This window comes from Pseudomonas sp. M2(2023) (assembly GCF_030263955.1).
In the GTDB taxonomy this organism is placed as follows: domain Bacteria; phylum Pseudomonadota; class Gammaproteobacteria; order Pseudomonadales; family Pseudomonadaceae; genus Aquipseudomonas; species Aquipseudomonas asiatica.
The window spans coordinates 649,370-672,101 of the sequence record NZ_CP127114.1 but is presented as its reverse complement, the minus strand read 5'-3'; the positions used below and the strand labels follow the sequence as shown (position 1 = coordinate 672,101).

At 64.5% G+C, this 22,732-nt stretch carries 15 protein-coding genes; 8 read left to right on the top strand and 7 right to left on the bottom strand.

Annotation, left to right across the window (positions count from 1 at the left end; all coding sequences use genetic code 11):
• Nucleotides 1-34 precede the first annotated feature (34 nt).
• On the bottom strand, nt 35-2,389 hold the full coding sequence (gene pbpC / locus QN085_RS03070) for a peptidoglycan glycosyltransferase PbpC (protein WP_024086198.1): 2,355 nt from the start codon (nt 2,387-2,389) through the stop codon (nt 35-37).
• A 77-nt stretch (nt 2,390-2,466) separates the two neighbouring features.
• Here pbpC and QN085_RS03065 point away from each other — a divergent pair, with 77 nt between their 5' ends.
• Nucleotides 2,467-2,760: a hypothetical protein gene (locus QN085_RS03065; protein ID WP_013970720.1), complete on the top strand. Its 294-nt coding sequence runs from the start codon at nt 2,467-2,469 to the stop codon at nt 2,758-2,760.
• Between the two features lie 161 nt (nt 2,761-2,921).
• Here the strand turns inward: QN085_RS03065 and QN085_RS03060 are convergent, their stop codons facing one another.
• The gene (locus QN085_RS03060) at nt 2,922-7,823 is read right to left on the bottom strand and encodes an alpha-2-macroglobulin family protein (protein ID WP_041506278.1); all 4,902 of its coding nucleotides are present in this window, start codon (nt 7,821-7,823) and stop codon (nt 2,922-2,924) included.
• 247 nt (nt 7,824-8,070) lie between these two features.
• On the opposite strand from QN085_RS03060, the gene QN085_RS03055 reads away from it, so the two are divergent.
• Entirely contained in the window at nt 8,071-9,408 is a 1,338-nt protein-coding gene (locus tag QN085_RS03055; RefSeq protein WP_038408617.1) for an MATE family efflux transporter, read from the top strand.
• Between the two features lie 93 nt (nt 9,409-9,501).
• On the opposite strand, the gene QN085_RS03050 is transcribed toward QN085_RS03055, so the two are convergent.
• The 5 genes from QN085_RS03050 to QN085_RS03030 all read right to left on the bottom strand — a co-directional run bounded on the left by QN085_RS03050 (nt 9,502) and on the right by QN085_RS03030 (nt 14,449).
• The gene (locus tag QN085_RS03050) at nt 9,502-9,957 is read right to left on the bottom strand and encodes an REP-associated tyrosine transposase (RefSeq protein WP_023662678.1); all 456 of its coding nucleotides are present in this window, start codon (nt 9,955-9,957) and stop codon (nt 9,502-9,504) included.
• Between the two features lie 150 nt (nt 9,958-10,107).
• The gene (speA, locus tag QN085_RS03045) at nt 10,108-12,021 is read right to left on the bottom strand and encodes an arginine decarboxylase (RefSeq protein ID WP_013970716.1); all 1,914 of its coding nucleotides are present in this window, start codon (nt 12,019-12,021) and stop codon (nt 10,108-10,110) included.
• A gap of 151 nt (nt 12,022-12,172) precedes the next feature.
• On the bottom strand, nt 12,173-12,544 hold the full coding sequence (locus tag QN085_RS03040; protein ID WP_003257057.1) for a translation initiation factor Sui1: 372 nt from the start codon (nt 12,542-12,544) through the stop codon (nt 12,173-12,175).
• Nucleotides 12,545-12,842: 298 nt separating this feature from the next.
• Complete coding sequence (locus QN085_RS03035) at nt 12,843-13,379, bottom strand: NUDIX hydrolase (RefSeq protein ID WP_024086195.1); 537 nt, start codon at nt 13,377-13,379, stop codon at nt 12,843-12,845.
• A gap of 2 nt (nt 13,380-13,381) precedes the next feature.
• The gene (locus QN085_RS03030; RefSeq protein ID WP_013970713.1) at nt 13,382-14,449 is read right to left on the bottom strand and encodes a DUF2333 family protein; all 1,068 of its coding nucleotides are present in this window, start codon (nt 14,447-14,449) and stop codon (nt 13,382-13,384) included.
• 248 nt (nt 14,450-14,697) lie between these two features.
• Here QN085_RS03030 and QN085_RS03025 point away from each other — a divergent pair, with 248 nt between their 5' ends.
• The 6 genes from QN085_RS03025 (at nt 14,698) to accB (ending at nt 22,720) form a co-directional block, all read left to right on the top strand.
• Nucleotides 14,698-16,056: a diguanylate cyclase gene (locus QN085_RS03025; RefSeq protein WP_013970712.1), complete on the top strand. Its 1,359-nt coding sequence runs from the start codon at nt 14,698-14,700 to the stop codon at nt 16,054-16,056.
• A 255-nt stretch (nt 16,057-16,311) separates the two neighbouring features.
• Nucleotides 16,312-17,262: an IS110 family transposase gene (locus tag QN085_RS03020; RefSeq protein ID WP_013970357.1), complete on the top strand. Its 951-nt coding sequence runs from the start codon at nt 16,312-16,314 to the stop codon at nt 17,260-17,262.
• Between the two features lie 318 nt (nt 17,263-17,580).
• Complete coding sequence (locus QN085_RS03015) at nt 17,581-19,542, top strand: methyl-accepting chemotaxis protein (protein WP_038408615.1); 1,962 nt, start codon at nt 17,581-17,583, stop codon at nt 19,540-19,542.
• A 205-nt stretch (nt 19,543-19,747) separates the two neighbouring features.
• Nucleotides 19,748-21,520: a protein-disulfide reductase DsbD gene (locus QN085_RS03010; protein ID WP_013970709.1), complete on the top strand. Its 1,773-nt coding sequence runs from the start codon at nt 19,748-19,750 to the stop codon at nt 21,518-21,520.
• Nucleotides 21,521-21,699: 179 nt separating this feature from the next.
• Nucleotides 21,700-22,155, top strand: coding sequence for a type II 3-dehydroquinate dehydratase (gene aroQ / locus QN085_RS03005; RefSeq protein WP_003255330.1), 456 nt, complete (start codon nt 21,700-21,702; stop codon nt 22,153-22,155).
• A gap of 100 nt (nt 22,156-22,255) precedes the next feature.
• Nucleotides 22,256-22,720 carry an acetyl-CoA carboxylase biotin carboxyl carrier protein gene (gene accB, locus QN085_RS03000; RefSeq protein ID WP_003257055.1) on the top strand — a complete coding sequence of 155 codons (465 nt, stop codon included), beginning with the start codon at nt 22,256-22,258 and terminating at the stop codon, nt 22,718-22,720.
• Nucleotides 22,721-22,732: the final 12 nt, after the last annotated feature.

The following is a 22,732-nucleotide window of genomic DNA, read 5'->3' as shown; positions in this document are numbered from 1 at the left end:
AAGCGTAGGTGCTGCCTCGGCCCTCGTCGAACGGCTACTCGCTGACCTGGAACGCCACGCGCGCCGTCTCGCCGCTTTCATCCAGCGCGCTGATTTCGGCCTGGCCTACCTGTTGGAAGCGCACCAGCAGGCTGTCCTGGCCCTGGGTTTCGCCCAATGGCTGGCCGTTGAGGAACCACCAGCGCCGACCGCCGCCGCCCAGCGCCGACACATGCAGTTGCAACGGCTCGCTGCTGGTGGCCGGACGGCGCAGGTTGTCGCCCGGGCGCACGCCCACGATCGAAAGCGGTGGCGCGCTGACCGGCACATGCGGCGGGCAGGCCGGATCGATGGCCGGCAGGCGCGCCGCACGCCGCTCCACACGTGGCAGCCAAGGCTCCAGCGGGGCGGGCCATAGGGCGATATCGCGGGCCTTGGCGCCCGGGCAACTGCCATCGACGCGCAGCCCCTGGTCGTTGACCCATACGCTTTCACGCAGGCCCAGGCCGAGTGGCTGGTCGGCGGCCTGCAGGGTTGGCGGCGTAGTGCCGTCCAAAGTCCAGGCGAAACGCTGACGCCGGCAGTTGGGGTCCTTTTTGCTCATCGGCTGGCCCAGTGGCCAACAGATCGCAGCCACGCCGACGTTCGCCGGCACCCGCTCCACCGGCACGCTGATGCCACGCTGGCTGTCACGGTTGCTCAGCAGGTCGTGCACCTGCAGCATCAGCGGCGCTGCCGAAGCCAGCCCGAATTGGCCGGGGACCGGTGTGCCATCGGGGCGGCCAATCCATACGCCGATCAGGTAGCGCGGGCCCACGCCGATCGACCAGGCATCGCGAAAGCCGTAGCTTGTGCCCGTCTTCCACGCCAGTTGCGGGCGTTGCACCAGCTCGGCATGCGGGTCGCGGTCGGGGCGCGCCTGGCCGCTGAGGATGCGCCGGATGATCCACGCAGCCCCTGGTGACAGCAGGCGCCGTTCCAGCAACGGATCCTGCGGTTGCAGGCGCACCCTCGCACTATTGCCACCCCGCGCCAGCGCAGCGTAGCCACCCACCAGATCCTCCAGGCGGCTGCCCGCGCCACCCAGGATCAACGACAGGTTGGGCTCTGCCAGAGGCGGCAATATCAGCGGCATGCCCGCCATGCGCAGTTGCGCGGCAAAGCGTTTCGGACCATAGGCCTCCAACAGCTGCACCGCCGGCAGGTTGAGCGACAGCGCAAGCGCCGAACTGGCCGACACCGGCCCGCTGAAGCCCATGGAGAAGTTGCCGGGGCGGTAGTCACCGTAGCGTCGCGGCACATCCTGCAACAACGACTCGGAATGGATCAGGCCGTCATCCAGCGCCATGCCGTAGAGGAACGGCTTGAGGGTGGAGCCCGGCGAGCGCAACGAACGCACCATGTCGACATGCCCGAAGCGGCGTTCGTCGGCCAGGTCGATCGAGCCCAGGTAGGCACGCACCGCCATGGTTTGCGCATCGACCACCAGAATGGCAGCGGAGGTGCGCTCTGGAAGCCGTGCGCGCCAGCCCAGCAGCAGGTCTTCGAGGCGCCGCTGCAGTGCGGCGTCGAGCGTGGTGCGGATCAGCGGCGGGCTGTCGGCGCTGTTCAGGCGCCGGGCCAGCAGCGGCGCCAGGGCCGGTTCCTGACGTGGTGCCAGCACCAGAGGTTCTTCGGCAGCCTCACGGATTTGCTGAGCCGGCCACACTTGGTATTCGGCCAGGCGTTGCAGCACCTTGTCCCGGGCGCGCTGCGCACGCTCGGGGTGACGGTCCGGGCGCAAGCGGCTGGGCGCCTGGGGCAGCACGGCCAGCAGTGCCGCTTCGGCCGGGGTCAGGTGCATGGGCGACTTGCCAAGGTAGGCCCAGCTGGCCGCCGCCACGCCCTGCAGGGTGCCGCCGAAGGGCGCGCGGTCCAGGTAGATCTGCAGGATTTCGCGCTTGGACAAGTGCCATTCCAGCTGCGCCGTGCGCCATAGTTGGCGCAACTTGCCGGCCAGGGTGCGCTCATGCGGGTCGAGCAGGCGTGCGACCTGCATCGACAGCGTGCTGCCGCCCGACACCACACGCCCGCCACGCAGGTTCAGCCAGGCAGCGCGAGCCAGGGCCAGCGGGTTGACCCCGGGGTGGCTGTAGAACCAGCGGTCTTCGTAGGTGAGCAGCGCCTGCAGATACAGCGGCGAGACCTCGTCGGAGCTGACCGGGTAGCGCCATACACCATCGGCATCGGCAAAGCGCCACAACGGCGTGCCGTCCTCGGCCAGCACCACGCGGGCCAGGTCGTCTCCGGGCATGGGCAGCGGCCATAGGCGGTCGGCCAGCCACAACAGGCCGAACAGTACCAGCATGCCGATCACCGTGGCGCGCAACAGCCTGCCCGCACGGGTATGCGGCCGCGTTAAGCTTGGCATCGGGAACCGACCTGGCCAGGTGATGGCCAAAGGCTTGGGAACGGCAACGTCGCCGATTCGTTCATCAGGAAGCAACTATGCATGTAGAAGGTTTTTTCGAGTGGCTGGGCCAGGCGCTGGGGTCGTTGATCCGCTTCATCGTCGACGCATTGAGCGGGCTGTTCAACCTGCTGGCCAATGCCGGTGGCAATTTCATCGATGGCCTGGCGCGCACCTTGGGCATGGAGACCTCGCTGCTCAGCATCCTCGCCCTGATCATCGGGCTGGTGCTGCTGTACTCGGCAATCCGCGCGTTCATGCGCGCCTCGATCATCCTCGGGATCATCTGGCTGCTGTTGGGGTTGTGGGTGATGAGCTGGGTGATTCACTGACATTGAACTGCCCGGCGCAGACCTGTGGGAGCGGCCTTGTGTCGCGAAAGGGCTGCGCAGCAGCCCCAGGATCTCAGCTCCGCCGCTTGAAATGCCGGGGCCGCTTTGCGGCCCTTTCGCGACACAAGGCCGCTCCCACATAGTACGCGCAAGGCAGGTGCTTAGCGGGCTTTTACGGTCATCTCACCTTGCCCATCCCCCACAGCCTGCAGGTTTGGCCGGTACATCGATTCGACCTGCGGCGACGGCACGCGGTAGGTGCCCGGGGTCACCGCCCGAGCCAGGTACAGCAGGTGGGTGGTGCCATAGCTGTCCAGCTTGAGTGCGGCGACGTAACGATCATCGCGATACTCCTGGTGCACCACGCTGGCATTCTGCATCGATTCGCGCCATTCCTTCACCGCACTGCTGGCGTTTTCCAGGCTGGCGGCACTTTGCGCCAGGTTCTGGTTTTCCAGCTCCAGGCCCGCCGGTAACAAGTCCACCACCAGCGCATCCGGCACCCGGTCTTCAGCCTTGAGCGCCAGGTGCACCAGCACCAGGTCTCCGCTGCGCAGGTTATGCAGATCCAACGGCTGACCATTCATGCCCAGGTACTCACGGCGGATCTGCATGCCGTTGCCAACGGCCGCAGGCGCCTGGCGTGGGTAACCCGACAAGGTCAGTTGCTGGTACAGCGTCTCGCTGCCTTGGTTCTGCACACTAAGCGGCGAAGCCAGCAACGGGCCTTCGAGCTTCATGCCAGACTCGGCATTGTTGAACTCGCGCACTTCGCCCGCGCTGTCCAGGCGCGCCTGCCACTGGCCTTCCGGTTTGCCCAGCAGGCCACGGCCGGCCAGGAACAGCGCATTGCGCTCCTGGGTCGACAGCCAGCGGTTGGCCGCCAGCTCATCCGACAGGGCGAACAGGCGCTGGTCGACCTGGCGGCTGGCCAGGTTGTTTTCCTGCAGCAGCGCCAGGATCAGTGCCTGGTCGCGCAGGGCGCTACCATAGTCGGCCATCCAGCCTTTACCGCGGCTGATGCCCAGGCCTGCCTGCAGGGCCTGCTCGGCACGCGGCTTGTCGCCCATCTTGTCCAGCGCCACCGCCAGTTGCACCAGTGGCAGGCCAGAGCGGGCGTCGGCGCGGCGTTCGAACAGGCCACGCAGGGCACCCAGCGGCGCCTGCTGGCTGCGCGACAGCACCAATGCCGCATAGGCCTGCACGGCGAAGCGGGTGTGTTCGGCGTTCTCGCTGTAGTCGACTTCGATCAGGTTGCGCTCCTGCAGGTAGCGCAGCAGGCGCTCGCTGGCCTTCTTCAGCGCTTCGGCCGGCACACCATAGCCTTGGTCACGGGCGCGCAGCAGGAAGTCGGTGACATAGGCGGTCAGCCAGTATTCTTCTTCGCTGTCCGAGCTCCACAGGCCGAAGCTGCCGTTGTAGCGCTGCATGCCCAGCAGGTGCTCGATACCCATCTCGATCTTGCGCTTGCGCACATCGGCTGGCTCGCCCTTGATGCCCAGGCGCTTGAGGCTGTCGGCATCGGCGTACAGCGACGGGTAGAGGCCGCTGGTGGTCTGCTCCAGGCAACCGTAGGGGTAGGCTTCGAGGGCACGGATCTGCTCGGCCAGGTTCAGCGGTGGCCGGCTCGACAAGGCCAGGCTGGCTTCAAGCCCGGCGGGTTCGAAGGCGGCCAGGTCTGCTTCAGGCAGGGTCCATGGCTGGTCCTTCAAGGCCACGCGGTAGTGCTTGAGCATCGCCGGGTAAGCCGGGCGCACGCCCAGCGTCCACTCGCGCTCGAACGCGCCGGTCGGCTCGTTCGGCAGCTGCAGGCCAGTGACCCGCACATGCACCTTGCCCTGCCCCAGGCCACCTTGGGCCTGGACCGGGATCAACAGCGTCGAGCGCTGGCCTTCAGCCAGGGCAACGTTCTGCACGGCGTTGGCCGCCAGGCTCAGCTGCCCTTCGGTGCTGATTTCAACGTTCAGTTGCTGGGCACGACCCGACAGGTTGGCCAGGTCCAGCGCCAGGCTGGTACGGTCGCCACCGGCCAGGAAACGCGGCGCCGAGAGTTCGGCGATCAAGGGCGCGGCGACCACGGTCTTGCCTTCGGCCATGCCGAAGTGTTCGTCGGTCCAGGCCTGGGCCATCAGCCGCAGTTCGCCATTGAAGTCGGGGATATCGACCGTGGCCAGGCCCTCGCCCTTGTCGTCCAGGGTCACCGGCAGGCTCTGCTGGGCGACGATGGTCACCGTGGTGTTGGGGCGCTTGCCACCCTTGGCCATCGCCGCGTCACCACCAAATGCCAGGCTGGCCAGGCGGCCTTGGCCGGCTTCGATCAACTGGCCGTAGATATCCAGCTGGTCAGCACCATAGGCCTTGCGCCCGAACAGGCTGGCGAACGGGTCGGGGGTCTTGAAGTCGGTGATGTTGAGGATGCCCACGTCCACCGCCGACAACAGCACATGCACCTGTTCAGGCACACTGCCATCGGCATTTGCAGCCTTGACCTTCACGGTCAGCGGCTGTTTCGGGCGCATTTTCTCCGGCGCCTGCAGGCTCACCGCCAGCTTGCGTTCGGCGCGGTTCAGCGGCAGGTGCAGCACGCCCACCGCGCGTTTCGGCGTGGCGTTGGCCTTGCGCTCACCCGGGCGGATCACCAGCGCGCTGATGTACAGGTCATGGCGGGCCCACTGCTTGTCCAGCTGCACGTCGAACGTCTTGCCCTCGGCGGGCACGTCGATCTCCTGCCACCACAGCGGGCCATCGCTGGACTCGATCATCAGGTAGCCACTGCCGGCTGCGGGCGGGGTGACGGTGACCTTGGCGGTAGCGCCGTCGGCGTAGGCCGGTTTGTCCAGCGCCAGCTTGACCTGGTCCGGCCGCACCGCTCCGCCCTCGGCGTTGTCCTGGGCGCGGTAGCCAGCCCAGAAGCGCGCGCTGGACACAAGGCCCGTCTCCGGGTCCTCCACCTCGACACGGTACGGGCCCCATTCCACCTGGAAGCTCAGCTTGGCCGTGGAGCCGGCCTTGACGCTGACGGTCTCTTCGCTCTGGGTGAGGAACTTCTCGTTGTAGGCGTAGCTCCAGCCATCGCTCTGCGAGTAGTTCCAGTAGTAGTCGCGGCGCTCGCGTACCAGCCGCACCTTGAGGTCGTTGGCCGCCAGCTTCTTGCCGTTGCGGTCGGCCACCAGGAACTCGAACTCCACCGGCCCGTCACTGTCGGTTTCCTCGCCGTCGAACAGGCCACGCAGGCCCGGCAGGCGCTCGGCCGGCCAGATGGGTTGTTCCAGGCGCCGGGTGATCGGCCGGCCACCGGACTCCTGCAGGCTGGCCTGCACGGTCAGTTGCAGCGGCGAGCGGGCTTCGGCCCAGCGGCTTTCGATATCGACCACGGCCTTGCCGGCCTGGTCGAGGGTGACTTCGTCCAGCTCCAGGTCCTGGTTCAGCTCGGTTTCGGTGACCGAGCCGAACTGGTAGCCAGGCAGCGCCGGTACCGCCTCGCGCAGTGGGCGAACATAGGCCTGGCCGCTCAGGCGGTTGCCGGCAGCCGGGGCGCCGTAAAGGTAACGGCCATTGACCTGGATGCGCGCATCCTGATCCGGAGACAACGGTTTGCTGCTGCCCTTGAGTTCCAGCGCCAGGCGCTCGGGCAGGAAGTCTTCGACGAGAAATTCATACACCTGCTTGCGCCCGCCGCCCAGGTCGAGCAGCAGTTGCCAGCGGCCGGTCGGGGCCTCGCTGGCCAGCTGCAACTGGTACTGGTACAAGCCATTGCTGTCGGCTTCCCAGACGAACTTGCGGCTGACCTGCTCATCCGGGCGACGCACTTCCACGCTCACTGGCTGCGCCTTGACCGGCTTGCCGTCCTGGTCGCGCAGCAGGCCGTTGAGCAACACCGTTTCCCCGGGGCGATACAGGTCACGCGGGCCGAAGATGAAGAACTGCAGCGGGTTGGCCTGCGGGCCGGTGATGTCGAACTCGGCCAGGTCCAGCGCCGCGCTGCTCAGGCGCAGCAGGGTGGTGTGCACGCCCTGGGTGGCGATCAGGGTGTCGGCCTTGGGCGTGATCGGCAGCTGGGCGTGGCCATCGCTATCGGTGCTGGCCTGGGCCAGCAGCTTGCCCTTGTCGTCATGGATTTCCAGGTTGACGCCGTTCATCGCCTTGCCACCTTCCAGGGCCTGGGCGAACACATCGAGGCGGTCGCGGTAGCGGTGCGCGGACACACCGATGTCGCTGAGGGTGAACAGCGTCGCTGGTTGCGAGTAGTCGTAGGTGCCCGAGGCACGCATCACCGCCAGGTACACGCCTGGCTCCTGCAGCGGCTTGATGCCGGCGATCGGCAGCAGCACGGTCTCGCGGGTGTTGCGTGCGGGGTTGAGGTCGAAGCGGCCGCTGTAGACCAGCTCGGCCATGTCCAGGGTTTCCTTGGACTGGTAGTAGTACAGGCTGCTGTTGCGCCCCCAGTTGACCAGAAAGGTCGAGAGCATGTCCGGCTTCACGCGGAAGAACTCGACATCGACCTTGTCGACGTTGAGGGCGATCACCGGCAGACCCTCGGCCAGGCGCGTGGGCAGCAGCGAACCGCGGCTGGCGAAGCCGATGGTCGGCTGCATGTCGCGGGTTTCCAGGCGGCTGATCGACTCGCTGTCCAGTTGCTTGCCATTGACCGCCAGCAGGCCCTTGTCGACGGTCAGCACCAGCTTGCGCTGCGGCTCCAGATGGCGCAGACGCAGCTCCATCTGGTTGTCGGAGAGCTCCCAGGCGCCGTCGAGCTTGCCTTTGACGGTGTCGACCAGGTGCACTTTGCTGGCGAAGTCCTGTTTGGCATCCAGCGGCGCGGAGAAGCTGATCGACAGCGTCGCGGCGCCATCGAGCTGCACTTCGGAAACATCCAGCACCGTCAGCTCGCGGCCCTCGTAGCGTTTTCCGAGTTCGGCCTGGTCTTCGCGTTGGGGTGCCGGGGTGGCGACGGGCGCTGTGGCCGCCGGCTTTTCGGATGGCGCCGGCTTGTCCGGCGTCGAAGAGTCACAGGCACTGAGCAAAGCCAGCGCGCAGGCCAGCAACAATCCTTTGTTGAACATGGAGTAGAACTCTTTGGCAGCGTGTACGTGAGGGCAGCAACTATAGCGCAACTATGGTCGCGCGAATTGGCTGCATGGCCGGTACACTGCTGGCAATTTAGAAAAGCGGGGGCGCTTTGCGCCCCTTTCGCGACGCAAGGCCGCTCCCACAGGTACTGCACAGGCTTCGGTTTACACGATTCTTGTGGGAGCGGCCTTGTGTCGCGAAAGGGCTGCGCAGCAGCCCCAAGATTCCCCAGGACACCCGATGACCTCACTGACCACCGACTGGCAGCACCGCCCCACCCACCACAAGGTCTGGGCCCTGGCCGCGCCGATGATCCTGTCCAACATCTCCGTGCCGCTGGTAGCCCTGGTCGACAGCACGGTCATCGGCCACCTCCCCCACGCCCACCAGTTGGGTGCCGTAGCCGTGGGCGCCACGCTGTTCACCTTCATGGTTGGCCTGATGGGCTTCCTGCGCATGGGCTCCACCGGCTTCGCCGCCCAGGCCGCCGGCCGTGGCGACGGTGCAGCGTTGCGCCAGGTACTGGTACAAGGGCTGTTGCTGGCGGTCGGCTTCGCCCTGCTGATCGGCCTGCTGGCCCTGCCCTTCAGCCAGCTGGCGCTGCACGCGATGCAGCCCAGCGCGGCCCTGCAGCAAGCCACCGAAGACTTCTTCCATACCCGCCTGCTCGGCCTGCCCGCGGCACTGGCCAGCTACGCCCTGGTCGGCTGGTTCCTCGGCACCCAGAACGCCAGGGCGCCACTGGCCATCCTGCTGACCACCAACCTGCTGAACATCGCCTTGAACCTGTGGTTCGTGCTTGGCCTGGACTGGGGCGTGCTGGGTTCGGCGCGGGCGTCGGTGATCGCCGAATGGAGCGCCGCCCTGCTCGGCCTGGCCCTGACCCAACCGGCCCTGCGCGCCTACCCGGGGCAGATCGTGTGGGCGGCGCTCAAGTGCTGGCAGGCCTGGCGGCCGCTGCTGGCGGTGAACCGCGACATCTTCCTGCGCAGCCTGGCGCTGCAACTGGTGTTCCTGCTGATCACCGTGCAAGGCGCTCGTCTGGGCGAAGCCACCGTGGCGGCCAATGCCCTGCTGCTCAACGGCCTGCTGCTGACTGCCTATGCGCTTGACGGGTTGGCGCACGCGGTAGAGGCCCTGTGCGGCCATGCCATTGGCGCCCGCGACCGCGACACATTGCGCCGCTCGCTGGTGGTGGCCTGTGGCTGGTCGCTGATCACCAGCCTGGGGTTTGCCGGGTTGTTCCTGCTGGGCGGGCACCTGTTCATCGATTTGCAGACCGACATCGAGAGTGTGCGGGCAGCGGCTTATCCGTACCTGCCGTACCTGGCATTGCTGCCATTGATTGCGGTGTGGAGCTATTTGCTGGATGGCTTGTTCATAGGCGCGACACGGGCGCGGGAGATGCGTAATGCGATGTTGGTGTCGGTGGTGATTGCGCTGCCCTTGGGGGTGCTCATGAGTGCGTTTGGCAACCATGGGTTGTGGTTGGCGTTTCTCGGGTTCATGGGGTTGCGGGCGGTGACATTGGGGTGGGTGGGGTGGAGGTTGCAGGAAAAAGGGCTTTGGGTTCAGTAATGCCGGGGCCGCTCCCACATTGATCGGCGTACGCAGGACTTTGTGGGAGCGGCCTTGTGTCGCGAAATGAGGGCGAAGCCCTCACCTGCGGATTCACAGCCACACACAATCCCAATGTGGATAATCACCAGCCCGCCGCACCAGGCCAGCCCGAATGGGATTGGCGATGATGTAGCGCGCCACTGCCCTCACATCCTCCTCGCGGCGCAAAGCCCGATCATGAAAGCTGGTCTGCCAGATATGCCGCCTTTCAGCCCCCACCTTGTACAGCGCACAACTGCTTCTGGACTTGAACTCGCACATCAGCCTACCCAGGCTCGACGGCCCAAGCTCGAGAAGCCAGTGAAGATGATCCGGCATCAAGACCCACGCCAGAGATCGACACGCCTTGCGCTCTTCGCTGAGCCGCAATTGCTGGATAACTGTTCTGGCGAACAAGAAGTCTTTGAACAACGGTGTTCGGTTGCGAGTGGTCGTGGTGAGCAGGTAGAGACGCCCTGGTTCGGACACTCGGCCACTACGTAAACGATGGGAGCCGGGACTTTCCATGTCGTCCTCCTTTGAACATTGCATTCAAAGGTAGCGGCGCTGATGCGATAGGCGAGGACTGGACCATTACCAGGTATGACGCGGTGAGGGCTTCGCCCTCATATCGCGACGCAAGGCCGCTCCCACAAAAAAGCGGGAGCGGCCTGGCAATCACGAGGACAGGTACGAAGACCGGGTCAACCCAAGGCGCAACGCATCCAGGTACTGAGTCCGCTCCCGCGCAGTGATCTTGGCGCTGGCCACCTTGTCACGGTAATGCGTCATCAACTCCTCCGGCGACAGGTGCACATAGCGCAGCATGTCTTCGATGGTGTCGTGGGTCTCGATACCGGCGTGGTACACGCTACCGTCGGCGTTCTGGTAGATGTTCACCGAGTCGGTGTCACCGAACAGGTTGTGCATGTCACCGAGGATTTCCTGGTAGGCACCAACCAGGAACACACCCAGCAAGTAGTCCTCGCCCTCCTTCACCGCATGCACCGGCATGCTGGTCTCGATGCTCTGCTCGTCGACGTACTGGTTGATCTTGCCGTCGGAGTCGCAGGTCAGGTCCTGCAGCACGGCACGACGCATCGGCTCTTCGTCCAGGCGGTGCAGCGGGATGATCGGCAGTACCTGGCCGATGGCCCAGGTGTCCGGCAGGCTCTGGAACACCGAGAAGTTGCAGATGTACTTGTCGGCCAGCTTGTCGTTCAGCTCGTCCAGCACTTGGCGGTGCGAGCGCTGGCGGGCTTTCAGCGAGTTGTGCAGGCGGCGGCACACGGCAAAGTAGCACTGCTCGGCCAGGGCCTTCTCGGCCAGGCTGATCTTGCCATCGGCATACTGCGCAGCCACGTCACCCATGTAGTGGGTGGCGCGCCAGTAGGTCTCGGTCACCATCTCGATGTCGGTCGGGCCGAGCAGGTCGACCAGCCACTGCACGGTCTCGGGCAGGGCTTCCTTGTTCTCGATGGTCGGCACGTCGTCGTTGTGCTTCTCGACGTCGGTCACCTGGATCACCAGCATGGCGTGGTGGGCGGTCAGCGAACGGCCGCTCTCGGAGAAGATGTGCGGGTGCGGCAGGCCCTGCGCGTCGCAGAATTCCTTGAGCATGCCCACAACAACGCCGGCGTAGTCGTCCATGTCGTAGTTGATCGAGCTGGCATTGCGCGAATGGGTACCGTCGTAGTCCACGCCCAGACCACCGCCAACGTCGATATGGTCGACCGGCAGGCCCAGCGCACGCAGCTCACCGTAGTAACGGATGGCTTCCTTGAAGCCGTGCTGGTAGTCGGCCAGGTTGGCGATCTGCGAGCCCATGTGGAAGTGAAGCAGGCGGATACCTTGGTCCAGGCCGGCATCGCGGAAGCGCTGTACCACCGAAATCAGCTGGGCGGCGGACAAGCCGAACTTGGACTTCTCGCCACCGGTGTCGGCCCACTTGCTCGAGGCCAGCGACGACAGGCGCACGCGCAGGCCGACTTGCGGCTTGACCTTGAGCTCGGCGGCCTCGTCGATCACCAGGGCCACTTCCGACTCTTTCTCGATGACGATGAACACGTTGTGGCCGAGCTTCTGGCCCATCAGCGCCAGGCGGATGAACTCGCGGTCCTTGTAGCCGTTGCAGACGATGGTGCCACCCTTCGGCGCCAGCGCCAGCACTGCCAGCAGCTCAGGCTTGGAGCCGGCTTCCAGGCCAATGGAGACGTTCTGCGTAGCGATGATGTTTTCCACCACCGCTTCCTGCTGGTTGACCTTGATCGGGTACAGCGCGGTGTACTTGCTCTGGTATTCCAGGCGCGCGATGTTGGCATCGAAGGCGCCGGTCAGCTGGCGCACGCGGTCTTGCAGAATGTCGGGGAAGCGCACCAGCAATGGCAGCGACAGGCCGCTCTGGCGCAATTCGTCGACCTGTTCGAACAGGTCGATCGGTGCGCTTTTTGGGCCGTTGGGGCGTACTTCGACGCGCCCGGCTTCATTGATGGCGAAATAACCAGCGCCCCAATGGCGGATGCCATAAACACTGCGGCTGTCGGCCACGGTCCATTGGCTACCATCGTCTTTGCGTGTGCGTCGTACGGACATTCAAGTCCCCTATAGATAAGTCGAAGACACTGCCCCGCAAGGAGGCGGGCGCAGTGTAAAAGCCGAAAATGACGATTCGTCCGTGCCCTGGATAGACCCTGGTCACGGCAACGAGTTTAGAAAGCACTGGGCAAAAAATCGCGTGGCCGCATCAGCCGCCGGATTTTTTCGCCTTGAAGCCCTGCTTGGTCAGCTCACCGATCAGCAGTTCGACATGGTCGCCCTGGATTTCGATGACCCCATCCTTCAGGGCGCCACCGGTACCGCAGCGGCGCTTGAGGGTAGAGGCCAGCTCCTTGAGCTGATCGAGCGGCAGCGGCACGCCGGTGACGGTGGTCACGGTCTTGCCGCCGCGGCCCTTGCTTTCGCGGCGCACACGGGCAATGCCATCGCCTTCGGGGATGACCTGCTGCTTGCAGGTACAGGCATCCACCGGCTGGCTACAGTCGGGGCAGTGCCGACCGGTGTCGGTGGAGTAAACGAGACCGCCAAGGGCGGCGAAGGAAGAAGCTTTCTTGGCCACTTTTGTTCCTCTGTGCTGAGGACAAAAACTGGTCGGCCCCAGGGGGTTGAGCCCGACCGCGAAGCCCCACTCTGGCAGGGGCGGCGCTACTGCCACAAGACCTGCGGCAGCCCGAAAAGGGCGCGCAGTGTAACGATAAATCCCGCTGTTGCTAAGTACCGGAATGCGGCATTTTGCGAATGTTTTGCGACCCCCTCGCGGGTAAACCCGCTCCCACAGGTACTGCGCAGGTTTCACGACCTGTGAAATCCCTGTGGGAGCGGGTTTACCCGCGAAGGGGCCCGCATGGGCCACGCATCTATTTGAGGCTGGCTTTATAGCGCTGCAACGCCGCCAACGAGTCCGGGCAATACGGCTTCGTCAGGCTTTCTTGCTCAGCCTGCTCCAGGCCAATGAACCGCGCCTCGATCACCTCTTCCGGCTGTAACCGCAATGGCGCATCCGACACCGCCGAATACACCGCACACCACAAGTGGTTATCCGGCTGGTCAAAGTAGAACCGCTCATGAAAACGCAGCTCCACACCGTCGATCCCCAGCTCCTCGGCCAGCTCCCGCGCCGCCGAATCGGCATACGCCTCCCCGGCCGTCACCATGCCGCCTGCCGCCACATCCCAGTAACCCGGGTACAGCGCCTTGCTCAGGGTTCGCCGGTGCACGCACAGCTCACCGGCACTGTTGAACAGCAGAATGAACGTGCAACGCCCTATCAGGCCCCGCTCACGCAGTTCGGCCCGGGGCAAGGCACCCAGCACCCGGTCGGCTTCGTCCACCCAGGTGACCAGTTCTCGGTCGGAAGCCGCCCGGTGGGCGGCCTCGTTCGGGCTGATCGCCATCATCAACCCTGCGACAGCAGCTGACGCAGGTCGATGACCGCCGCGTTGGCCCGGGAAATGTAGTTGGCCATGACCAGTGAGTGGTTGGCCCACATGCCGAAGCCGCTGCCGTTGAGCACCATCGGGCTCCACAGGGCCTCCTGCGAGGCTTCCAGCTCACGGATGATCTGGCGCACGCTGACCGTGGCGTTCTTCTTCGCCAGCACGTCGGCAAAGTCCACCTCGATGGCGCGCAGCAGGTGCGACAGCGCCCAGGCCTGGCCACGGGCTTCGTAGAACACGTTGTCGATCTGCAGCCATGGGGTTTCCACCAGCTCCTCGTCCACCTGCGGCGCCTGGCCGGCGACCAGCGACTCAGTCTTCAAAGTGGTGTTGAGCTTGACCCGGCCAACGCTGGCCGACAGGCGCTGCGACAGCGAGCCCAGGCGGGTGGCCACGTCACCCAGCCAGTTGTTCAGGTTGTCGGCACGGGTATAGAAGATTGCGCCCTTGTCGCCGGCAGCCAGACGGGTCTGGTAGCGGGTCAGCGACTTGATGCCCTCTTCGAACTCCGACTCGCTCGACGGCAGGATCCAGCTCTTGTTGTCGAAGTTGAAACGCGGCTCGGCCTTGGCCAGGTCGGCGTCTTCGGTCGACTGCGACTGCGAACGGGCGAAGTCCTTGCGCAAGGCACGGGACAGGTCACGCACCTGGACCAGCACGCCATATTCCCAGCTCGGCATGTTGTCCATCCACAGCCCGGGCGGGAAGCGGTCGTTGGAAATGTAGCCACCCGGCTTGTTCAGCAAGGTGCCGGCCACAGTCTTGAGGGTTTCGATAGTGGTGTAGCCCACCACCATCTGCTGGCCGGTACGCTCGGCTGCGGCCTGGGCGTTCTGCTGCACCGGGAACAGCTCCGGCTCCTGGCTCCAGTACCAGCCCAGGCCAATGCACACCAGCAGGTACAACCCGATCAGGGTCCCCAGGGCACGGCTCCAGAGGCCGCCAAGATAGCTACGGGCGGCGGCGCCACGGCCGTCGACACGCTCGCGGGGCTCGGCTTTGGCCTCGCGGTTTTTCCAGTCCAGCATGGCTTTGTCCTTAATCAGTCACGACGGTTCAGGGGCTTGGACCACAGGCCTACGCCAGGGTGCCACGGCAAGCCCGCGTGGCAGCACTATAAAGCAGACACCGCCTTACGCATAAGCGACCAATCGGTCAGCAACTGAATATTCGTTCTGGCCGCTTTGTTGACGCAGGGCACTCACGCACCTGAAAAGAACTGCTAGCATAGAGCCATCATTGCCCCTGCACACCCCAACCTACAAGTAGCCAGGACATGAGCCAAGCAGCCGAGCCGAGCCCGCTGTGCCCCGCCCAACAGCTGACGCGTAGCGGCCTGCGCAAGGACGACCCGCTCGATCAGGTGCTGCTGCCGCCCCTGCGCAAGCCGGTGTACATCCTGCTGCAGGACCACGAGCGCGCCCAGCGCCTGGCCCAGCAACTGGAATTCTTTGGCCTGGTGGTGCAGGCGCTTGCCAGCGCCGCGGCGTTTCAGGCCTCGATCAGCGAATACCCGCCCTCGGCCATCATCATGGATGTCGACTTCAACGGTGCCGGCCAAGGCCTGCTGTTGGCTGCCCAGATGCAGCAGGGGCTGGCCCGACATATACCACTGCTGTTCTTCAGCCATCACGAAACCGACACCCCGACCCGCCTGGCCGCCGTGCGCGCCGGTGGCCAGGACTTCCTCACCGGCACCCTGGAAGCCTCCAGCCTGTTGGAAAAGGTCGAACTGCTGACCAATGCAACCCCGCACGACCCGTTGCGCGTACTGGTCATCGACGACTCACGCACCCAGGCGCTGTACACCGAGCGCGTGCTGGCCAGCGCCGGCATGATCACCCGCAGCCTGACCGACCCGATCCGCACCATGGCCGAGCTGGCTGACTTCCAGCCCGACCTGATCATCCTCGATCTGTACATGCCGGCCTGCACCGGCCCCGAACTGGCCAAGGTGATCCGCCACAGCGACCGTTATGTGAGCGTGCCGATCATCTATCTGTCTGCCGAAGACGACCTGGACAAGCAGCTGGATGCCATGAGCGAAGGCGGTGATGACTTCCTGACCAAACCGTTTCGTTCTCGCCACCTGATCACCACCGTGCGCAACCGCGCCGCTCGCGCCCGGCACCTGAAGGCGCGCATGGTGCGCGACAGCCTGACCGGGTTGTACAACCACACCCACATCCTGCAATTGCTGGAAGACTGCAGCTTCCGCGCCCGTCGCGAGCAGCTGCCGTTGTGCTTTGCCATGCTCGACATCGACCACTTCAAGAAGATCAACGACCGCCACGGCCACCCGATGGGCGACCGGGTGATCAAGAGCCTGGCGCTGTTTCTCAAGCAGCGCTTGCGCAAGACCGATTTCATTGGCCGTTACGGCGGTGAAGAGTTCGCCATTGTGATGCCCAATACCGCGCTGGACGCGGCGCACAAGGTTCTCGACGAAATCCGCAGGCGCTTTGCCGAGATCCTCTACCCGGCGCAGCCACGGGACTTGCAGTGCACCTTCAGTGCAGGGGTGGTGCAGTTGGATGAGGGGCTGGATGCGCTGACCATGGCCAGTGCGGCGGACGAGGCGCTGTATCGGGCCAAGCATGCCGGGCGAAATTGTGTGGTGCGTGTAGAGCCCTGAATCAGGCTTTGCCTGTGCCAGCCTCTTCGCGGCTAAAGCCGCTTGTGTCTTCAAGGTCTCTTAAACTCGAAAGGGTGAGAGCAGTGGATGGCAGACTGAAAGCCAGGTGTGCTCTAAAGCACGAGTGGGAGCCTAGTCGCCATCCACCTCCCACTCTGACCTAAGCCCGAACAGTTGAATGAGTGGCGAACTCGCAGTCACAAGCTAGGGCTAAGTCAGAGTGCTCTCACTTCTTGAGTGTAAGAGGGCTTGGCGATGATTTCCTACTTCGTTGGTCTCGACGTTTCGAAAGCGACTCTGGATGTGGGCTTTCTTCCTGAAAGTATTCCCCAGTTCCAGGTCAGGAATGACTCTGAGGGCTTTGCGCAACTGATCGCATGCCTGAACGAGCTTGAGGTCGAACGGGTCTTGCTGGAAGCCACCGGTGGCTATGAACGGGCCGTATTCAAAGCCTTGCGACTGGAGGGTTTGAACGTCGTCAGGGTCAACCCCAGGCGCTGTCGGGACTATGCGAGTGCCATGGGCAAAATTGCCAAGACTGACAAGATCGACGCCCAGATGCTGGCGCGGTTTGCCAGGGACTTCGAGGACTTGCCGCAGATAGAGCCTAATCAAGATCGGGATGAACTGGGAGAGCTCATCAAACTCCGTGGCAATCTTGTCCAGCATCGGGATGATGACAAGCGTCGGATGAAACAAACCACTTCAGCTACGGCCATTACCGTTTATACCGAGCATGTCGCTTACCTGAATGATCAGATTAAGGCCTTGGACAAGGCGATTGAGCGTGCCTCGAACGTGCTGGATCGCACGACAGCCATGCGGCTAAGGTCTGTGAAAGGGATTGGCGTCATCAGTTGTGGCACCTTCATGGCCTACCTACCTGAGCTGGGAAGCGTGACGGGGCGCGAAATTGCAGCCTTGGCTGGGTTAGCGCCGTACAACAAAGACAGCGGCAAGAAGAGTGGCCCGAGGAAGATCGAAGGCGGGCGTTACAGAGTCCGCAAGGCGGCCTACATGTCGATCTGGTCAATGATCCAGCATGTCCCAGAAGTTAGAACCCGCTATGAAGCCCTGATAGCCCGAGGCAAGCGCGCAAAAGTTGCCGCAGTGGCGTGCATGCGCGTGTTGCTGGTGCGCCTGAACGCAATGCTGCGTGACGGAACGGAGTGGAAAGAGCTCAAGCCTCAGGTACCCGCACCCTGATCACGAACGAGGATCGATTTTCTACAAATGCGGGCTTCGCCAGCGACACCGCTACGCGGTATCGAGCGAAGCCCTGCCCGAATGGCACGCTTGAAAATAAATTTCTAAAGACAGTTGCTCCCACAGGTACTCCACCGGACTGAAGGATTGCGCAGTCCCTGTGGGAGCGGCTTTAGCCGCGAAGAGGCCGGCACAGATTAAAATAGAGGCACTGTGCCACTTTTTTATGGCGCCAACCCCCTGCCGTCATCACCCCGTCACAAAATCGCAATAACTTCAGCCACCGACCTCTCCCTCCCCCGCAGGAAGCTCGCGGCTATGCGCCTGAAGTGGCTGACCAATTTCAACACCCTGTTGCTGGTAACCGTGTGTATCGCCTTGGGCGCCACCCTTTGGTGGTCGCAGCGGGCCCTTGAGCGCCCCTACCAGTTGATGGAGCGCTACCTGGGCCTGTCCCAGCAGTTCCAGAACCAGGCGGCCCGCAACATCCAGGCGTACCTGGGCAGCGGCGATGCCCTGCGCCATGCCGCGGCGATGGAGGCCAACCAGCAGTTGCAGGCCGCGCTGGCCGAGTGGCCCAGCGAACTGGCCGACAAACTGCGCCCCAGCCTGGACAGCCTGCAGGCCTTTACCGCCGAGGAGCTGCTGGCCGCCGGCAAGCTGGCTGGTGACCCGCAAGCCCTGCTGCTGCAAGCCGAGCGGGAACTGGGCGCCAACTTCGAACAACTGGCCGGCTACGCCCGCGACAGCGGCAGCGCCGACGCCAACCGCTACCTGGTGCCACTGCTCGACGCCACCGTGCACCTCGGTCGCCTGTCGCTGGCCCGGGACAAGCTGGTCAGCAGCGGTCGCCCCGAGCTGGCTGACGAAGTGGAGCGCGAGCTGCAACTGATCCGTGCCCAGGCCCAGGCGATCGATGCCTTGCCCTTGCTCGGCGTAACCCGTAGCGCCGAGTCCGGTGCCGACGACTTCGCCGCGATGATGGGCCTGGAAACCCAGGCCAGCGCCCAGCAGGAAGACATTGCCGTCGGCCTCAAGCGCGAACTGCAGAGCCTGCTCGGCCGCTACCCGGCCGAACTGCAGCGCACCCGCGAACAGATCGAGCGGCGCGTCGCCCTGGCTGCCAGCACTGGCCAACGCCTGGAGGCCGTGCAACAGGCCATTGCGGCACTGGAGCCCGAGGTACGCGGCCAGCATGCGAAAATTGCCGGCGAAGTGCGCATCATCCAGGGTCTGATGATCGGCCTGATCCTACTTATCGCCCTGCTGATCGACACCTTGCAACGTCGCCTGGCGCGCACCCTGACCGGCCTGGCCCCGGCCCTGTCGCGCTGGGCCGAGGGTGACTTCGCCGAGGCCATCGCCCTGGGCAGGACCAACCGCGAACTGCGCGACATCCAGGAATCGCTCAACCGCCTGCGCCAGTATCTGGTAGAGCTGGTCGGCACCATCCGCCACAACGCCGAGCAGGTGGCTGGCAGCAGCCACGCCCTGGCCGGCATGAGCGCCGCCCTGCATGACGGCGCCGAACGCCAGGCCGGCGACACCGGGCAGATCCGCGATGCTTTGGGTGAACTGGAAGCGACCATCCAGCAAGTAGCCGGCGACGCCAGCGCCGCAGCCGACGCCAGCCGCGATGCCGGGCGTGCAGTGGAGCAGGGCCAGGCGGTGATCGGCCAGAGCCTGTCGGGCTTGCGTGAGTTGGTCGACGAGGTGCAGGGCAACGCCCGCATGATCGAGCAACTGGCGGAGGAGTCGGCCACCATCGGCGGCGTCCTGACAGTGATCCGCTCGATTGCCGAGCAGACCAACCTGCTGGCGCTGAATGCCGCGATCGAAGCGGCCCGCGCCGGTGAGATGGGCCGTGGTTTTGCAGTGGTGGCCGATGAGGTGCGTTCGCTGGCACAGCGCACCACCGGGGCGACCGGCGAGATTCAGGCACTGATCGACCGCTTGCAGCAGGCAGCCAGAAGCTCGGTGGCCGGGATGCGTGCGCAGCTTGAGCATGCCGAGGCCACGGCCAACCAGGCCCAGGCGGCGGACGGGGCGCTGGACGAGATCGTCTGTGCCATTCGCACCATTTCGGACACTGCGGTGCGGATTGCCGATGTCACGGCGCAGCAGAGTGGTGCCGTGAGTGAGATTCGCGACCACAGCGAGCGAATTCATGAGCTGGGTGAGGACAACCTGCAGCGCATTGGCGAGGGGCGCGAGCAAGGCGAGCAGTTGCTGAGTTTGGGGGGTGAACTGAACCGGGCGGTGCGGGCCTTCAGAGTCTAGGTTGGCCTGTGCTGGCCTCTTCGCGGGTAAACCCGCTCCCACAGGGATAGCCTATGCGGACGAGGGGGGAGCGGGTTTACCCGCGAAGAGGCCGGCACAGGCAGCACATGAGCCAGCGGCCATGTGTCGCCCCCGCAACCAGCATGGCCCCAACCCGCACCAACTCCGCTATCATGCCCAGCACGTTCCACCTCGCGAGTCCGCCATGCGCCGCCTGTTTTTCCTGCTGTTCCTGCTGCTGGCCAGCCCTGCCTTCGCCACGGGCCTGCTCGACAACCGCCCCAGCGCCACCCTCGGCGCAGCTTCGCTGGCCAACAACGCCGACTTCCTGCCGGTACACGAAGCGTTCAAGCTCAGCCTGGTCCAGGCCGATGCGCAAACCATCAAGCTGCGCTTCGTCGCAACCGACGGCTACTACCTCTATCGCCACCGTTTCCAGTTCCGCACCGAACCGGCCGACATTGCCCTGGGCACACCAAGCATCCCCAAGGGCGAGGCCAAGCACGATGAGTTCTTCGGCGATGTCGAGGTGTACCACGGCGTGCTCGATATCGAGCTGCCGCGCAATGACCCGCGCGCCTTCACCCTGCTGGTGGGCTACCAGGGCTGCGCCGACAAAGGCCTGTGCTACCCGCCAGAAACCGCACGCCTGAACATCGATGGCGAAGGCGGCAAAAGCACCCCGGCCGGCGGTGAACACGCCTGGACCTGGAAGTCGCTGCTGCTGTTCTTCCTCGCTGGGGTCGGCCTGACGTTCACCCCCTGCGTGCTGCCGATGCTGCCGATCCTTTCCGGCGTGGTGCTGCGCGGCCAGGCCGGCGGCCTGCGCGGGCTGGCGCTGTCGCTTGCCTATGTGCTGCCGATGGCGGCCAGCTTTGCGGTACTCGGTGCGTTGATGGGGTTGTTCGGCGCCGGCCTGAACCTGCAGGCGCGCCTGCAGTCGGCCTGGGTACTGGTGCCCTTCGCTCTGTTTTTCGTGGTGTTCGCCCTGGCCATGTTCGGCCTGTTCGAACTTAAACTGCCGCAAGCCCTGAGCAACCGCCTGAACAATGTCGCCAGCCACACCCGGGGCGGCTCGCTGCTGGGCGCGGCAATATTGGGCGTCCTCTCCAGCCTGCTGGTTTCGCCCTGTGTGTCGGCGCCGCTGGCCGGTGCGCTGCTGTACATCAGCGCCAGCGGCGATGCCCTGGGCGGCGCACTCAAGCTGTTCGCCCTGGGCCTGGGCATGGGCGCACCATTGCTGCTGGTGGCCACCGGTGGCGCGGCCTGGCTGCCGAAAAGCGGCCCCTGGCTGAACACGGTGAAGAATGCCATCGGCGTCCTGCTGCTGGGCTTGGCCATCGGCTTGCTCAGCCGAGTGCTGCCAGGCCCGCTGACCTTGCTGCTGGTCGGTTTCCTCGCCGCTGGCGTGGCGCTGTTCCTCGGTGCCCTCGAGTTCGTCGTCAAGACCGCACGCCAGCGCCTGGCCCAACTGCTCGGCCTGGCCCTGCTGGTGTACGCCCTGGCCTGCTGGTACGGCGCCCTCAGCGGCCAGGGCGACCCACTGCGCCCGTTGCCGCCGGCAACCCTTGTGGCCACCGGCAACGGGCCGGCGGTGCAGGCGGATAGCTGGCAGACCATCACTACCCCCGCCGCACTGGACGCTGCCCTGGCCCAGGCCAAGGCAGCCGGCCAGCCGGTGCTCTTGGACTGGTACGCCGATTGGTGCATCAGCTGCAAAGTGATCGAACGCGAGGTGCTCACCGCTCCGCAGGTGCAAGCGCAACTGGCCGGCTTCAAGCTGCTGCGTTTTGACATCACCGAAAGCAATGCCGAACAACGCAGCCTGCTCGATCGCTACCAGCTGTTCGGCCCGCCCGCTCTGCTGTTCTTTGCCGCGAACGGTAGCGAAATAACCGCTGATCGGGTCATTGGCGAGATAAATGCCGGTGAATTTGCGCAAATTCTCACACGCGTGCGCGGTAAAGTCGGTCTATAACTTCCCGCGAGCTGTGAAAAATCCAGAAATCAGTGACCAAATTTAATTATTTGGTCACATACTTCGCGCGAACCTCGGACATCGTGCTGGCTATTGCCGGGAACTGGACACTTGCCGTCGCTTTACGGCACACTCGCCGCGCTGTGTCGAATTGCCCTACAAATCCAAGGAATCCGCAGATGGCAACGCTACTGGTGCTCCACGGCCCCAACCTCAACCTGCTCGGTACCCGCGAGCCTGGCCACTACGGCGCCGTGACCCTGGCCCAGATCAACCAGGACCTGGAGCAACGTGCCCGCGCCGCAGGCCACCATCTGCAGTACCTGCAGAGCAACGCCGAATACGAACTGATCGACCGCATTCACGCCGCACGCAATGAGGGTGTGGACTTCATCCTGATCAATCCGGCTGCTTTCACCCACACAAGTGTCGCATTACGTGACGCATTGCTTGCGGTGAGCATCCCATTCATCGAAGTGCACCTGTCCAACGTGCACAAACGCGAACCGTTCCGCCACCACTCCTACTTTTCCGATGTTGCCGTAGGGGTGATCTGCGGCCTGGGCGCCAGCGGTTATCGCCTGGCCCTGGAGTCCGCGCTGGAACAACTGGCTGCCAACGCACAGCCCAAATGATGAAAACCCTGGCCTCAGTGGGCCAGGGTTCGAGAGAAACGTTTCAGATACGTTTTTTTGTATTTCGCCCCCTGACCGAACCTTTGGGAGTTGATGATTAATGGATATCCGTAAAGTCAAGAAACTGATCGAGCTGCTGGAAGAGTCTGGCATCGACGAACTGGAGATCAAGGAAGGCGAAGAGTCGGTCCGTATCAGCCGTCACAGCAAGACCCCGGCTGCCCAGCAGTACTTCGCACCGGCTCCGGTAGCCGCTGCCCCTGCTGCTGCCCCGGTTGCCGCCGCTGCCGCTCCGGCCGCTGAAGCCGCTGCCGCCGCCCCGGCCCTGAAAGGCACCGTGATCCGCTCGCCGATGGTAGGTACCTTCTACCGCAAGCCTTCGCCGACCTCGCCGAACTTCGCTGAAGTTGGCCAGACCGTGAAGAAGGGCGACACCCTGTGCATCGTCGAAGCCATGAAGATGATGAACCACATCGAAGCCGATGTCGGCGGTGTCATCGACGCCATCCTGGTAGAAGACGGCCAGCCGGTTGAGTTCGACCAGCCGCTGTTCACCATCGTTTGAATCGCGGAGAGC